Origin of the sequence: Rhizobium chutanense (assembly GCF_002531935.1) — a bacterium.
Lineage (GTDB): Bacteria > Pseudomonadota > Alphaproteobacteria > Rhizobiales > Rhizobiaceae > Rhizobium > Rhizobium chutanense.
On record NZ_NWSV01000031.1, the window covers coordinates 1 to 13,954 of the forward strand.

Annotated in this window: 17 protein-coding genes; 9 read left to right on the top strand and 8 right to left on the bottom strand. The window is 61.4% G+C overall.

Going from position 1 to position 13,954, the window contains the following annotated elements:
• Positions 1 to 211 precede the first annotated feature (211 nt).
• The 3 genes from CO666_RS28805 to CO666_RS28815 all read right to left on the bottom strand — a co-directional run bounded on the left by CO666_RS28805 (position 212) and on the right by CO666_RS28815 (position 2,767).
• Complete coding sequence (locus tag CO666_RS28805; protein WP_097615430.1) at positions 212 to 391, bottom strand: hypothetical protein; 180 nt, start codon at positions 389 to 391, stop codon at positions 212 to 214.
• Positions 388 to 1,593: a zinc metallochaperone GTPase ZigA gene (gene zigA / locus CO666_RS28810; RefSeq protein WP_097615431.1), complete on the bottom strand. Its 1,206-nt coding sequence runs from the start codon at positions 1,591 to 1,593 to the stop codon at positions 388 to 390. Before zigA ends, CO666_RS28805 begins: the two co-directional genes overlap by 4 nt.
• A gap of 145 nt (positions 1,594 to 1,738) precedes the next feature.
• On the bottom strand, positions 1,739 to 2,767 hold the full coding sequence (locus CO666_RS28815; protein WP_097615432.1) for a zinc ABC transporter substrate-binding protein: 1,029 nt from the start codon (positions 2,765 to 2,767) through the stop codon (positions 1,739 to 1,741).
• Between the two features lie 101 nt (positions 2,768 to 2,868).
• On the opposite strand from CO666_RS28815, the gene CO666_RS28820 reads away from it, so the two are divergent.
• Genes CO666_RS28820 through CO666_RS28830 form a run of 3 tightly spaced genes read left to right on the top strand, consistent with a single transcriptional unit; the run spans position 2,869 to position 5,016 of the window.
• Positions 2,869 to 3,816 (top strand): ATP-binding cassette domain-containing protein, encoded by a 948-nt coding sequence (locus tag CO666_RS28820; protein WP_097615433.1) that lies wholly within the window; start codon positions 2,869 to 2,871, stop codon positions 3,814 to 3,816.
• Positions 3,809 to 4,621, top strand: coding sequence for a zinc ABC transporter permease subunit ZnuB (gene znuB / locus CO666_RS28825; protein ID WP_097615434.1), 813 nt, complete (start codon positions 3,809 to 3,811; stop codon positions 4,619 to 4,621). Before CO666_RS28820 ends, znuB begins: the two co-directional genes overlap by 8 nt.
• Entirely contained in the window at positions 4,618 to 5,016 is a 399-nt protein-coding gene (locus CO666_RS28830; RefSeq protein WP_003564680.1) for a Fur family transcriptional regulator, read from the top strand. The genes znuB and CO666_RS28830 overlap by 4 nt, the downstream gene beginning before the upstream one ends.
• A gap of 232 nt (positions 5,017 to 5,248) precedes the next feature.
• On the opposite strand, the gene CO666_RS34685 is transcribed toward CO666_RS28830, so the two are convergent.
• On the bottom strand, positions 5,249 to 6,499 hold the full coding sequence (locus CO666_RS34685) for a hypothetical protein (RefSeq protein ID WP_245436883.1): 1,251 nt from the start codon (positions 6,497 to 6,499) through the stop codon (positions 5,249 to 5,251).
• Positions 6,500 to 6,690: 191 nt separating this feature from the next.
• On the opposite strand from CO666_RS34685, the gene CO666_RS28840 reads away from it, so the two are divergent.
• Positions 6,691 to 7,266: a transglutaminase-like cysteine peptidase gene (locus tag CO666_RS28840; RefSeq protein ID WP_097615435.1), complete on the top strand. Its 576-nt coding sequence runs from the start codon at positions 6,691 to 6,693 to the stop codon at positions 7,264 to 7,266.
• 233 nt (positions 7,267 to 7,499) lie between these two features.
• On the top strand, positions 7,500 to 7,901 hold the full coding sequence (locus CO666_RS28845) for a hypothetical protein (protein ID WP_010069264.1): 402 nt from the start codon (positions 7,500 to 7,502) through the stop codon (positions 7,899 to 7,901).
• 92 nt (positions 7,902 to 7,993) lie between these two features.
• Here the strand turns inward: CO666_RS28845 and CO666_RS28850 are convergent, their stop codons facing one another.
• Positions 7,994 to 8,524, bottom strand: a complete 531-nt coding sequence (locus CO666_RS28850) for a gamma carbonic anhydrase family protein (RefSeq protein ID WP_097615436.1) — start codon at positions 8,522 to 8,524, stop codon at positions 7,994 to 7,996.
• A 10-nt stretch (positions 8,525 to 8,534) separates the two neighbouring features.
• On the bottom strand, positions 8,535 to 9,230 hold the full coding sequence (locus CO666_RS28855) for a fumarylacetoacetate hydrolase family protein (RefSeq protein ID WP_097615437.1): 696 nt from the start codon (positions 9,228 to 9,230) through the stop codon (positions 8,535 to 8,537).
• Between the two features lie 271 nt (positions 9,231 to 9,501).
• Here CO666_RS28855 and CO666_RS28860 point away from each other — a divergent pair, with 271 nt between their 5' ends.
• Positions 9,502 to 10,254, top strand: coding sequence for a nucleotidyltransferase domain-containing protein (locus CO666_RS28860; RefSeq protein ID WP_097615438.1), 753 nt, complete (start codon positions 9,502 to 9,504; stop codon positions 10,252 to 10,254).
• Between the two features lie 159 nt (positions 10,255 to 10,413).
• On the opposite strand, the gene CO666_RS28865 is transcribed toward CO666_RS28860, so the two are convergent.
• Both CO666_RS28865 and CO666_RS28870 read right to left on the bottom strand, forming a co-directional pair.
• The gene (locus CO666_RS28865; protein WP_097615439.1) at positions 10,414 to 11,394 is read right to left on the bottom strand and encodes an SDR family oxidoreductase; all 981 of its coding nucleotides are present in this window, start codon (positions 11,392 to 11,394) and stop codon (positions 10,414 to 10,416) included.
• Between the two features lie 149 nt (positions 11,395 to 11,543).
• Positions 11,544 to 12,101, bottom strand: coding sequence for a DUF308 domain-containing protein (locus tag CO666_RS28870; protein WP_097615440.1), 558 nt, complete (start codon positions 12,099 to 12,101; stop codon positions 11,544 to 11,546).
• A gap of 139 nt (positions 12,102 to 12,240) precedes the next feature.
• Between CO666_RS28870 and CO666_RS28875 the strand changes: the two genes are divergently transcribed.
• The 3 genes from CO666_RS28875 to CO666_RS28885 all read left to right on the top strand — a co-directional run bounded on the left by CO666_RS28875 (position 12,241) and on the right by CO666_RS28885 (position 13,915).
• Positions 12,241 to 12,828 (top strand): TetR/AcrR family transcriptional regulator, encoded by a 588-nt coding sequence (locus CO666_RS28875; protein WP_097615441.1) that lies wholly within the window; start codon positions 12,241 to 12,243, stop codon positions 12,826 to 12,828.
• 82 nt (positions 12,829 to 12,910) lie between these two features.
• Entirely contained in the window at positions 12,911 to 13,450 is a 540-nt protein-coding gene (locus CO666_RS28880; protein WP_097615442.1) for a GNAT family N-acetyltransferase, read from the top strand.
• Positions 13,451 to 13,564: 114 nt separating this feature from the next.
• Positions 13,565 to 13,915 carry an antibiotic biosynthesis monooxygenase family protein gene (locus CO666_RS28885; protein ID WP_097615443.1) on the top strand — a complete coding sequence of 117 codons (351 nt, stop codon included), beginning with the start codon at positions 13,565 to 13,567 and terminating at the stop codon, positions 13,913 to 13,915.
• Positions 13,916 to 13,954 lie beyond the last annotated feature (39 nt).

Consider the following 13,954-nt stretch of genomic DNA (forward strand, 5'->3'; position numbering starts at 1 on the left):
CCGGAACTGTCAGGCATGTCTCCGAACATCTGTCAGGTATGTATCCGGGCTTTACATCAAGGCCTGGGATGACGGAGAGTGAGGTTGGCGTTCGCGCCAAACTCGACCTGGCCTACGGAGGACACCTCCTCCTCGGGCCAAGCCCCGAGGAAGGGAATGAGGGAGGGTGGGGCGGCGTTTGCGCCAAACTCGCCGTGTCGGCTATGATCGCCTAACCCAGCCGGCGTAAAGGCATCACCCGCTCAACGATGATGTTAAGAAGTCCCTTTGGCTTGGAGGTTTCAGCCTCGGTGTCCGGCTCATAGGTCAGCGGATGCAGCCCCTCGATCGGCGGCAGGGGATCGCATTCCTGGCAGGAACAGCGGTAGGGTTTGATTGCCGTCGCCTTCATGCCGCCTGGCGGCTCCAGCTGGCGAAGGGGTCGGGCAGATCGCGCCAGCGCTCCGGGGCAAAGACATCCGTCCTGATGAGACAGGCGTCGAGTTCCTGCCTGATCCAGGCTTCGTCCATCGGGTCGGCACCGATGAAGACGATTTCCTGGCGGCGGTCGCCCCAGACGGGGTCGAGATAGGGGCCGATGGCGCGCATGAAGCCTGCTTCCTCGGGCCATTGTTCGCGCGGCACGGAAGCCCACCAAAGACCCATCTTGCCGGTGCGCACGATCGCGCCCGCCTGGCTGATCTCGCCGACGTGATGCGGGCGCGTCGCCAGCCAGAAGAAGCCCTTGGCGCGCACCACGCCCGGCCAGGTCCTGTCGAGAAAGGCCTGCAATTTTGCCGGATGGAAGGGCCGCTTTTCACGATAGACGAAGGAGCGGATGCCGTATTCCTCGGTCTCCGGCACATGATCGCGGAAGCCGTGCAATTCCTTGTACCAGAGCGGATGGGTCTCGGCTTTATCGATATCGAAGCGGCCGGTGCCGAGCACGTCGGCGAGCGCCACCTTGCCGAAATCCGCTTCGATCAGTCTCGCATCCGGGTTGAGGCCGGTTATGATCTTGCGTGCGGCGTCGCGTTCCGCCTCGCTCGCCGTGCCGACCTTGTTCAGCACGACGACATCGGCGAATTCGATCTGCTCGACCAGCAGGTCGACGATGGTTCTGTTGTCGCCGTCGCCTGCCGTCTCGCCGCGGTCGGCGAGGAAATCGGCCGAGGCATAATCGGCGAGCAGATGGGCGGCATCGACGACCGTCACCATCGTATCGAGCCTTGCGACATCGGCGAGGCTCTGGCCGTTCTCGTCGCGGAATTCGAAGGTCGTGGCGACGGGCAGGGGCTCGGCGATGCCGGTGGATTCGATCAGCAGATAGTCGAACCGGCCCTGGATGGCGAGATTGCGCACCTCCTTCAAAAGGTCGTCGCGCAGCGTGCAGCAGATGCAGCCATTGGTCATCTCGACCAGTTGCTCCTCGGTGCGTGAGAGATTGGCGCCGCCGTCGCGCACCAGGCTGGCGTCGATATTCACCTCGCTCATGTCGTTGACGATAACGGCGACGCGCAGGCCCTCGCGATTGGCGAGCACGTGGTTGAGCAGCGTCGTCTTGCCGGCGCCGAGAAAGCCTGAAAGCACCGTGACCGGAAGTCTGTCGTCCATGGAAACCTCATCGAATGGATGTAAATGTTATATCATTACAATCGTTGGGCCGAAAAAAGGCGGAACGGGGTCATCCGCCTCTTTCCGCCTCGGCTCTCTCCAGAGCGTCACGTGTCCGGCAGGACGCGCGGCGCGGCACATGGTTTCATGCGCTGGAGAGACAAGCCTTCATGCTGTCGGCAATGCCGCGCATGAGGGTGAAGTAGAGATCGGGGCCTGCCTTGAGCGTCGCGGCCTCGGGATCGAGCACACCGGATTTGGCCCGGGTGCCTTCGATGACGACATCGATCAGGCGCGGCTCGAATTGCGGTTCGGCGAAGACGCATGTGGCGCCGAGCTCGCCGACCTTGCGGTGGATTTCCGAAACGCGCTCGGCGCCGGGAATGGTTTCCGGGCTGACGGTGATCGAGCCGGCGACGCGGATGCCGTAGCGATGCTCGAAATACTGGTAGGCGTCGTGGAAGACGATGAAGGGCTTGGCCTTGACCGGAGCGACGGTGGCGGCGAGCTCCTTGTCGAGCGCGGTCAGCTTGTCGTCCAGTGCCTTGGCATTGGCCTGATAGGTCAGCGCATTGGCAGGATCGGCTGCGACCAGCGTCGTGGTGATCATCATGGCCATGGCCTTGGCATTCATCGGGTCGAGCCAGAGATGCGTGTCGAAGGCGCCGTGGTCATGCTCATCAGTGGCATGATCGTGACCGTCGGAGGCACTTTCGTGCTCCGCGGCATCACCGTCGTCATGCGGCTCGAAAGCGCCGCCCTCGCGGAAAGGCAGCTTGATCAGGCCCGGGGCATTGTCGAGCTCGACGACGCTGGCATCCGCGCCCAGCGCCTGCAATGGCTTTTCGAGGAAGGCTTCGAGACCGGGGCCGACCCAGAAGATTACCTTGGCGTCCTGCAGCGCGCGGGCGTTGGAGGGCTTGAGATTGTAGGTGTGCGGCGAGGCGGCGCCGTCGACGATCAGCTGCGGTTCGCCGACACCCTGCATGATCGCTGAGACCAGCGAATGAACGGGCTTGATCGAGGTGACGACGAGGGGTGCATCGGCGGCTCGCATGCTGCCGGCAAAGAGGAGGGCGGGGATTGCCAAGGCGGGGATTGCCAAAGCGGGTGCAAGGGCCGCCGGAATTCTGCGGGCCAGGGTTTTCAGGGCCGGCCCCAGGGCGCGTTTCATGACATGCTCCGCTTGAATTACAATTGTTATGTTATTACATCAATTGCGTTATGCTATAACGTGTGCGATAGCAGGACGCAACAGGACTTTCGGAAAATTTGATGCTCTCTCCCGCAAATACGAAGGGTGAACGGCTGGTTTCGCTCGAGAATGTCGGCGTCCTGCGCGGCGGCCGCTGGCTGGTGCGCGGTGTCGAATTTTCCGTCTCGCGCGGCGAGATCGTCACGCTGATCGGGCCGAACGGCTCCGGCAAGTCGACGAGCGCCAAGGCGGCGATCGGCGTGCTGAAGCCGGATGAGGGCAGGGTGGAGCGCAAGTCCGGCCTGAAGGTCGGCTATGTCCCGCAGAAGCTTGCGATCGACTGGACGCTGCCGCTTTCGGTGCGCCGGTTGATGACACTGACCGGCCCGCTGCCGGAGCGCGACATGCGTGCTGCGCTCGAAGCCGCCGGCATCGACCATATGCTGGATGCCGAGGTGCAGCACCTCTCCGGGGGCGAATTCCAACGGGCGCTGATGGCCCGCGCCATTGCCCGCAAACCCGATTTGCTGGTGCTCGACGAGCCGGTGCAGGGGGTCGATTTCTCCGGCGAGATCGCGCTTTACGATCTCATCAAGTCGATCCGCAACGCCAGCGGCTGCGGCATCCTGCTGATCTCGCACGATCTCCATGTCGTCATGGCCGAGACCGACACCGTCATCTGCCTGAACGGCCATGTCTGCTGCCGCGGCACGCCGGAATCCGTCAGCCGCAGCCCGGAATATGTGCGCCTGTTCGGCAGCCGGGCGGCGCAGACGCTGGCCGTCTACAGCCATCATCACGATCATACGCATCTGCCGGACGGGCGTGTGCAGCATGCCGACGGCACGGTTACCGATCATTGCCACGCCGCTGACGGACATCACGCCCACGACGGCGGCCATGCGCACGCGCATGACCACAGTCATCAGCATGATCACGATCACGCCGGACATAGCCACGGGCATGCCGGACATGACCACGCCCATCCGCAGGCCCATGAGAATGCAGCGGGAGATCGCCATGCTTGACGATTTCTTTGTGCGCGCCATCCTTGCCGGCGTCGGGCTGGCGCTGACGACGGGGCCGCTCGGCTGCTTCATCATCTGGCGGCGCATGGCCTATTTCGGCGATACGATCGCCCATTCTGCGCTGCTGGGCGTCGCACTGTCGCTGCTCCTGGAGCTCAACCTGACGCTGGCCGTCTTCGCCGTCGCCGCTCTCGTATCGGTGCTGCTGCTTTTCCTGCAGAAGCGCCAGGCGCTGTCGGCCGACGCGCTGCTCGGCATCCTCTCGCACGCCACGCTGGCGATCGGCCTCGTCATGGTCGCCTTCATGAGCTGGGTGCGGATCGATCTCATCGCCTTCCTGTTTGGCGATATCCTTGCCGTTTCGACGACCGACATCGTGCTGATCTGGGGCGGAGGGCTCTTCGTGCTCGCCGCAATGGCCTGGCTGTGGCGGCCGCTGCTCGCGGCCACCGTCAATGCCGAGCTTGCCGAGGCCGAGGGGCTCAGACCTGAGCGGGCGCGGCTGTTCTTCATGCTTTTGATGGCCGTCGTCATCGCGATTGCCATGAAGATCGTCGGCATCATGCTGATCACCTCACTGCTGATCATCCCTGCAGCGGCGGCACGCCGTTTTTCGTCGACGCCGGAGATCATGGCGGTGCTCGCCTCGCTGATCGGGGCGGCGGCCGTGGTCGGCGGGCTGTTCGGCTCACTCACTTACGACACGCCCTCCGGTCCCTCGATCGTGGTCGCGGCGCTGATCCTCTTCATCCTCAGCCTGCTTCCCCGGCGCCGTCGCGCGGTCATGCAAGGAAAAGGCTCATGACGACACCGCAACTTACCAAGAACCAGTCGTTGGTCTTCGACGTGCTCGAAAAGGCCGAAGGGCCGCTCAGCGCCTACACCATCCTCGACAAGCTGCGCGATCACGGGTTTCGCGCGCCGCTGCAGGTCTACCGAGCGCTCGAGAAGCTGCTCGAATATGGCGTCGTGCACCGGCTGGAAAGCATCAATTCCTTCGTCGCCTGCGCCCATCCGGGCGACGATTGCCACAGCCATGGCATCGTCGCCTTCGCCATCTGCGAAAGCTGCGGTCAGGTGATGGAGTTCCACGATCATGAGGTCGACCACCGGCTGATGGGCTGGGTGCGCGGGCAGAAGTTCAAGCCCGAGAAGACGACGATCGAGATCCGCGGTCTGTGCGAGGCCTGTGCGGCGTAAGGCGCGCGGGCCGGATCAGGTCGCTTCACCTCTCTCATTACTGCACTTGTCGCAGGAAACGAACCATCGCGCGTCCGCGCGATGAATGGCTCCGTCTGCAAAGGGTCTTCCCGTTATCTCGTGAAAGTGATGGAGCCGACGGATACCCAACGTGACAAAGGATGAGGCCGGAAAACCGGCCTCATCTTTTGCGTACTTTCGCCGGTCGAGTTTAACCCCGGCCAGCGTTAGGTCAGCCTTTGTTCTGGCCGCCATTGTCGCTCTTGCTCTGGCCGCCATTGTCGCTCTTGCCGGAGCCGCCATTGTCGCTCTTGCCCGAGCCGCCGTTGTCGCTCTTGCCGGAGCCGCCATTGTCGCTCTTGCCGGAGCCGCCATTGTCGCTCTTGCCGGAGCCGCCATTTTCGCTCTTGCCGGAGCCGCCATTGTCGCTCTTGCCGGAACCGCCATTGTCGCTCTTGCCGGAACCGCCATTGTCGCTCTTGCCCGAGCCGCCATTGTCGCTCTTGCCAGAACCGCCGTTGTCGCTCTTGCCTGAGCCGCCGTTGTCGCTCTTGCCCGAGCCGCCGTTATCGCTCTTGCCCGAGCCGCCGTTATCGCTCTTGCCGGAACCGCCATTGTCGCTCTTGCCGGAACCGCCATTGTCGCTCTTGCCCGAGCCGCCGTTATCGCTCTTGCCGGAACCGTCATTGTCGTTCTTGCCGGAACCGTCATTGTCGTTCTTGCCGGAACCGCCATTGTCGTTCTTGCCTGAGCCGCCATCATCGTCCTTGCCGGAACCGCCGTTGTCGCTCTTGCCTGAGCCGCCATTATCGCCCTTGCCGGAACCGCCATTGTCGCTCTTGCCGGGACCGTCATTGTCGTTCTTGCCGGGGCCGTCTTCGTCGCCCTTGCCCTTGCCATCCTTACCGTGGTCGCGGTCTTTTTCGCCTTTGCCGCCGCCATGATCATCGCGGTCCTTGCCGTGGTGATCGTCTTTTCCGTGGTGGCCCTTGCCATCCTTGCCGTGGTCGCGGTCTTTTTCGCCCTTGCCGCCGCCATGATCATCGCGGTCCTTGCCGTGGTGATCGTCCTCTCCATGGTGGCCCTTGCCATCCTTGCCGTGGTGGTGGTCTTTTCCGTGGTGGCCATCGCCGCCGGGGTCTTGATCGTTTCCGCCGGTGTCGTCGCCTTGATCAACACCGTCGCCGTTGCCGCCGCTATCGGTATTGCCATCACCGTTATCGCCATCATTCCCATTGCTGGCGACCGAGCCGGTGCTGGAAGTTTTCTTGCCGCCGCCAGCATTTTGGCTGCCGTGATCGCTATCGTTGGGACTGAATTTGTTATCGGCCTGAATTGCCCTGGTCGGCATGCACAGCCTGTATTCGAGTGTGCCGCGAACTGCGGTGTTGCAATTGACGACTGCCGGGGCCGCCGTTGCCAGACTGCTGCTTGCCAGAAGGGAAGCAACAGCGACGCTGAATTTCGCTGCTCTGCTGATCATTTCAATCGTCTCCCAAGGTTAACCGAGCGTTAATGGGGAGATCATTTATACTAATAATGAATTAATGCGAAGAATAAAGAATGGTTAACCTGTTTCAATCATTTAATACAGTTAAATTCTCAAGTATAAAATTTTAATAAATTTTTATACTGACTGTGCTATCCTTCCGCTATGAACAGGGCGAATCGGCCATGAAGCGTCTCCTTTCTCTTGCTGTCCTTTTGGTAATTATTCCGCATTTTCAGGCGGTTGCCGGATCGTCGCTGCCTGTGACCCGAAGCATCGGCGCACCGGTGGGATTCGCCGGGGCGTGCGCCAGGTACAAGTGGCTGTGCGGCAGGATGGCGGCGCAACAATTGGACGAACAGGCGGCCATTGGGCTGCTTCAAAAGGTCAATCGTGCCGTAAACGGACGTATCGTTTCGGCAGAAGATCGCTCGTCTTCCGGAAACGGGGATGTCTGGTCTCTGCCGGTTGGCGGCCGTGGCGACTGCGAGGACTACGCTCTCCAGAAGATGAAGGACCTGATCGAGGCCGGTTATCCATCGAACAGGTTGGCGCTTTCCGTGGTCATCGGACCGCATGATCAAAACCATGTGGTTCTCGTTGCCCGGACGGGCGCCGGCGATTATGTCCTCGACAATCTGACCGGTGCCGTGAAGCCATGGCGCGCCACCGGCTATACGTTTCTGGCCACCCAGGATTTCCAATCGCGAACGGGTTGGCGCGTGACACTTGCCGGTCCCCGCGCCGGAGAGTTCTCCTGACCTGGAACCCGACGCGGCGCCAGGATGCTGACGTCGCCACCTCATCCAGCCGCGAAATTGGTAGCAGGTAGCGGTAAATTCGACGAAGAATTGTGTCGGCGGCGAACCGTTCGGGGAGTATTTGGTGTAAGAATCGGAAACACTTTGTGACTAAGTGTCTCCAAAAGCTGCGTTTTTCGGCTTGCCGCGCGCGACGACATGACGGATATTGCTTAAACGTTGAGGAAGCCGTCATGATCAGAATGATAGAAAACCCTGCCGAACTGGCTGGCGAGGATATCACCGGCAAATATATTCTCCGGAAGCTGAACTATCATTGGTTCGCTTACGGCAAGGCGGCTATCGTGACCGCTTGCAAGGGAACGATCCTGCATCTCGAGCGGGAAGAGACGGTCTATTCCGAGCGTTGGAGCCGCCGAGCCTATACCGGCACCGGCAAGCGTTATCCCGGCGGCATCTGTCCTATTTCGGCGGTCGCCTGCGTTTGCGATACGCCTGACGACGTCAACGCCGTCATCCAACTGGATGTCGAAGCGCAGGACGAATTCTATCAGCTGATCGCCAAGGCCGAAGCCAGGGTCCAGGCGCTTGCCGCTTCCTCGCGAAACAGCCAATTTCTGGAAGCTGCGGAGTAGGGCGGTTTTTCGACGAAAGCAGCCCTGGGCTGCTATTGCGGTGGCGTGCGGCTTGAGCGCGTCGGGCTGGCCGCCGTCTCGAGTTGCCTACGTCATCCGATCTGTTTGAGGTCGCGAGCGAAGCGCTGCCAGTTGGCGACGTAGTTTTCGGCCGAGCGGCGAATGGCCTCGATGGCCGCCGCGTCGAGCACGCGCACGACGCGGGCAGGCGCTCCGACGATCAGGGAATTATCGGGGAATTCCTTGCCTTCGGTCACCAGCGCATTGGCTCCAACCAGGCAGTTGTTGCCGATCTTCGCGCCGTTCAGGATGGTGGCGCCCATGCCGATCAGCACGTTGTCGCCCAGGGTGCAGCCGTGAAGGATGGCGTGGTGGCCGATGGTGCAGCCTTTGCCTGTCGTCAGCGGGAAGCCCATGTCGGTATGGGCCATCACACCTTCCTGGACGTTGGTGCCTTCACCGATCGTGATCTTTTCGTTGTCGCCGCGCAGCACGGCGCCGAACCAGATGCCGACACTCTTGCCGAGTTCGATCTGACCGATGACATGGGCATCCGGTGCAATCCAATAAAGTCCGGCAGCGGGCAGTTTCGGCGCCGATCTGCCGAGCGCGTAGACGGGCATGGCTCTCTCCTCAGACGACCTCGACCGATAGGGTGGCGATGCCGTCGATGCCGCAACTGATGCGATCACCCCTGGCGACCGCACCGACGCCGGCCGGCGTGCCGGTCATGATGACATCACCCGGTGCGAGGGTGAAGAGCTTCGACAGTTCGGCGATGATCTCCGGCACCTTCCAGATCATCTGGTTGAGATCGCCGTCCTGGACTCGGCGGCCGTTTTGTTCCAGCCAGATCCTTGCCTGCGAGGGGTGGCCGATGCGGCTTGCCGGAACGATCGGCGAGACAGGGGCGGAATGTTCGAAGGCCTTGCCGACCTCCCAGGGGCGGCCGAGCTTCTTTGCCTCGCCCTGCAGGTCACGACGGGTGAAATCGATGCCGACGGCATAGCCGTAAATGCAGTCGAGCGCGTCTGCGGCCTGAATGTCAGCGCCGCCGGATTTCAGCGCCAGAACGCATTCGACCTCGTAATGCACGTCGTTCGAGAGCGGCGGATAGGGAAAAGCATTGCCAGCCGGCAGCAGGTTGTCGGCATTCTTCTGGAAGAAGAAGGGCGGCTCCCGGCTGGGATCATGGCCCATCTCGATCGCATGGTCGGCATAATTGCGCCCGACGCAATAGACGCGGCGCACCGGAAATCGCTCGTCGCTGCCGTCCACCGGCAGCAGAACCGGTGCGGGACGCGGAATGACGGTGACGGGATGGGGCATGGCGGGCCTTCCTTTTGCGAGTCTTTGGGCTCATCTTAGACGGAAAACAGTGCGGCGGGGAAGCGTGCTTGGCGGATTGACGCTGTTGCCGACGGGCGATAACTTACCTTCATGAGCAGGATTTTTGCAGTTTCCACGACGTCTACGACCACCGTTCGGCGGTGGGTGGCGGACGCGTGAACTGAATTCCGTTCATAGCAGAAGACACCAACCCGCCGGAAACGAGCGGGTTTTTTGTTGCCGCTCGTCTTCCGCATTCGAGGATGAGATCGTGGACGAACTCCAGAAACAGATTCTTGCCGAACGGGCGCTCGCCGCCGCCCGCCTTTGTCTCGCCAGCCGTTATGCCGGGGCCGCTTTCACCTACGTCTCCGGTTCCATCATGCGCGGCGAGGGGACCGCCTTTTCGGATATCGATCTCGTCGTCGTCTTCCCCTCGCTCGACAGAGCCTGGCGGGAATCCTTCACCGAAGACGGCTTTCCGGTCGAGGCCTTCGTCCACGATCCGCAGACGCTGGCGCATTATCTCCATGCAGATGCAGACAGCGGCTATGCCATCATGGTCAACATGGTTGCGACGGGCAGCATCGTCGGGCCTGACATCGAGCGCGCCCGCCTCATCCAGGCGAAAGCGGCGGAAGTGCTGGCGGTAGGACCGAAGCCTCTCGATGGCCCGAACTATGACATGCTGCGCTATCAGGTCACCGATCTGGCCGATGACCTGCGCGGCGCCCGCCCGCCCGGAGAGATCGCCGCCATCGCCGCGGCTCTCTACCAGAAGCTCGCCGACCTGATCCTGCTCGGACGTGGCGTCTGGGCCGGCCGCGGCAAATGGGCGCCGCGCCTGATGAAGAAGCTCGATGCGCGATTGGCGGCGGAATTCGACGTGGCGTTCCGGTTGGCGGTGCAGGGTGACGGCGCCCGATTCCTCGCCTTGGCCGACCGGGAGCTTGCCCTGCATGGCGGGCGTTGCTTCGACGGTTTCAGGCAGGACGCTCCGTTGGAGGCGCGGCGGCTGGAGTAAGAGAGCCTTACCGTGGTGTTCCGAGGGAGCCTCGAAGGCAAGGCGGGTGTGCCGGCAGTTAAGAGATGTAACCACGTCTGCGTGGCGCGCCGATGGCGGTCGAAGCATCACGGCAATTTTGTACCAATCGCGGGCGCCAAGTCCTTCGAACCAACCAAACTAACCAAGCGCACCTTGCTCCGCGCAAATCCTGTCGATCAGGGCATCCAGTTCACCCCTCGGCGGCCGGCTCTTCGCCAGGCGCTGCTTGAGGTGCATGATCGAGTCGGCCAGGATTTCATCGAGGCTCTCGGCGCAGGTGAAGTCGCCAGCGACGCGCTTGACCTTCGAATTGTCGAAGATGGCCGTCCAGGCCTTGTCGCCGAGGAGGGGGCCGATCCACTCCGGATTGTATCTGATCAGCGTGTCCGTCGGCACGTGGACGATCCTTGCCTCGACGCCCAGCAATCTTGCGATGGTCTTCTGGATGTCGTTCCAGATGTGGGCGCGGTCGGAGGTGATGTGGAAAATCTCTTTCAGCGCCGCCTCCTTGCCGAATAGCCCGACGAAAGGCACGGCGAAATCGATTGAGCGGGTGAGCGTCCAGGGCGTGTGGCCGTCGCCGGCCACGATGATGGGCTCGCCGTCCAGCATGCGCCTCGCCATGATGTCGCTGTCGCCCATCATGATCGGCAGGCCGGTGCGAACGGTATGGCTGGGGCGGACGATCGTCCAGGCGAGATTGCCGGATTTCTGGAGCAGCTCCTCGCAGGCAATCTTGGCCTGGCTGTAGGGCCAGTAGGGATTGATCGCCGGCGTCTCTTCGGTGATCACGTAATGACGCGGCGGTTTTTCATAGACCGAGGCCGAGGAGATGAAGATGTACTGGCCGCAATTGCCCGAGAAGACTTCGATATCGCGCGCCACCTCATCCCTGGTGAAGGCGATGAACTGGCAGACGACATCATAATTGGCTTTGGCGAGATCGGCGTAGGTGTCCGATCCGAGCTCCCCGACGATCGATGTCACCCCGGCGGGCAAGGCCGCACTTCTCAAGCCGCGATTGAAGACGCTGACATGGTGGCCCTCGGCAACGGCGCGTTCGACGCATGGCTGGGAGATTTGGCCGGTGCCGCCAATGAAGAGAACGTTCAAAGCCATGGGAGTGACCTCGGGGTCTATGGGCGGGAATTCTGACTACTCTTCATAGCGCGAAAGAAGGTGGTCGTCTCCCGCAAATCTCCGCCGGGAGCGTGGGAATGAGCTGCGGCGGCAATAGTTCAGATCGCCGCCGCGCCGATCGGCAGCGCCTATGCATGTGCCTTGCGACGGGCTGCGAGGACGAGCCAGATCGAGGACAGCAGAAAGTAGAAGGCGCCGAAGCCGGCATAGGGCACGATATCGAGGATCGTCGGTGCAGCGGCGGCAAAGGACTGGCTGATCATGAAGCCGCCGGCAAGAGCCGATTGCGCGCCGCTCAGGATCATGACCCATTGGGCGCCATAGGTGCGCCAGCGCCTTACGCCGGTATAGAGCTGCAACAGGCCCGACAGGATCGCCCAGGCCCCGAACACGGCAAGGACCGCGTAGGTACTGTGGCCGAGCGCGATGGCGACGGCGAGCGCCGTGACGGTGCTGACGGCGACATTCAACGTCTGAGACGGATTGGCCTGAAGGCCGCCATTGACCCTGGCGTCGACCAGATTGGCCAGCGCATCCCACAGGGGATAGACCACCAGCAGAAAAGCCACGGCGCTTGGCTGTCCGGCAAGGAGAATGGCGGCGGCAATCCAGATCACCGAGAAGGCGGCGCGGGTGAAATAATAGGATCTCAGCCAGTTGGACTGGAGGGAAGATTGAGTTTGCATCGGCAGGTTCCTTTGTATTGCCTGCCTACTAGTAGGTAGATTGAAAATGAGAGTCAACGCCGCGATCGCACACCTTCTTGTGATGCCGGTGGGGCAGCGAAAGACTTGACAATCTGCCTACCAGAAGGTAGGCGACGCTATGAAATCAACGGCTTCGACGTCCGACAAAATTCTCGACATCGCCCAGTCGCTCATCGTGGCGGGCGGCTATAACGGCTTCAGCTATGCCGATATCTCGGCTGCGATCGGCATCCGGAAGGCCAGCATCCACCATCATTTTCCGACAAAAGCCGAGCTGGTCTCGGTGCTGGTGGATCGTTACGTCAAGCAGGCGGAGGCGGGTCTGCAGTCGCTGCGCGAGCAGGCTGCAAGTCCCGCCGATCAGCTGCATCTCTACATCAACTATTGGAACACATGCATTCGCGACGCCTCGCAGCCTTTCTGCGTCTGCGCGATGCTCGCCAGCGAAATGCAGATGCTGCCCGACGAGGTCGCCTCAAGCGTCCGCACCCATTTCCAGGGGCTGGCCGCATGGTTGACCTCGGTGCTGCAGGCCGGAGTCGAGCAGGGCCTGTTCCGGCTGGACAAGCGGCCGGAAGAGCAGGCGCAAATGCTGATGGCCTCGGTCCATGGGGCGATGCTTTCGGCGAGGGCGCTCGGCGATCCCGGGCTGTTCATTGCAGTCGTTGCGCCTGAAATTGCGAGGCTGCGGGCGGCGGATCGCTAGGGTGTTGGATACCGATAAGCAGATGCCCGTCGAGATGTGACATCCTGATAGGTACGAATCGGTTTTCGGAACTGGATGAGAGATGCGCGAAAGAGAATTCAATGGCGCTGCGTCGCCGGCAATGAGGCAGACGACGAGGTTGAGGCTCAGAATTCCTGAGCCGGCGGATATTCATTTCCTGACCGAACTTTTTTCACGGCCGGAATTGGTCGCGCATCGGCCCGTGCCCCGGCCGGACTCGCCGGAAGAAAGTGCGGCGCGGCTTGCGCGCGATATCAAGCATTGGAAAGAGCACGGCTTCGGGCGCTGGGCGGCCGAGACGGAGGATGCGTTGATCGGTTTCGGCGGCGTGACCATTTCCAGAGATTTCGATGGCCTCAATCTTTCCTATCATCTGCAGCCCGAAAGCTGGGGGCGGGGATATGCCACGGAACTGGTCAAAGAAACCCTGGCGTTTGCCTTTGACGACCTGCATGCGGACCGTGTGATGGGGTTGGTCCGCTCGGCCAATGCCGCTTCAAAGCGGATTCTTGAGAAATGCGGCTTCCGTTTCGAACGCGAGGTAATGCTGCACGGCGCGCCGACCAATCTCCATACGATCGATAAACGTCCGACTAGATAGCTACTGCTCGACCGAAAGCTTTGGAATGGTTGTTTTTGGTCGCGCTTGAATCCACCTGCAATCTCTGAGAGTGTGGTCGAACCGCCTGTCTATCGGTTACAAGCGAGATGCTCGATGCGCATTTCTTCTCTACCGGAACCTCCATATTACATGGTGAGCTTTACGTCTCAGCGAACCGAGATAGACGATGGTTATGGTGAGATGGGTTACGCAATGACCGAACTCGCAAGTCGACAGCCGGGCTATCTTGGTTTCGAAAGCGCTCGTGGAGCAGACGGCTTCGGGATATTGATCTCTTATTGGAAGGACGAAGCAAGCATCCGCAGTTGGAAGTCTGTCGTCGATCACCTCGAGGCACAACGTCGAGGACGCCAAGACTGGTATTCCCGATATGAGATTCGCGTTGCGCTCGTTCAGCGGGCCTATGGATTCGACATCGAGAAGCAGCAGATTGCAGGCGATTGAGATCCCCCGATATTGACCGCTTGGGGTCGCGAGATGCCA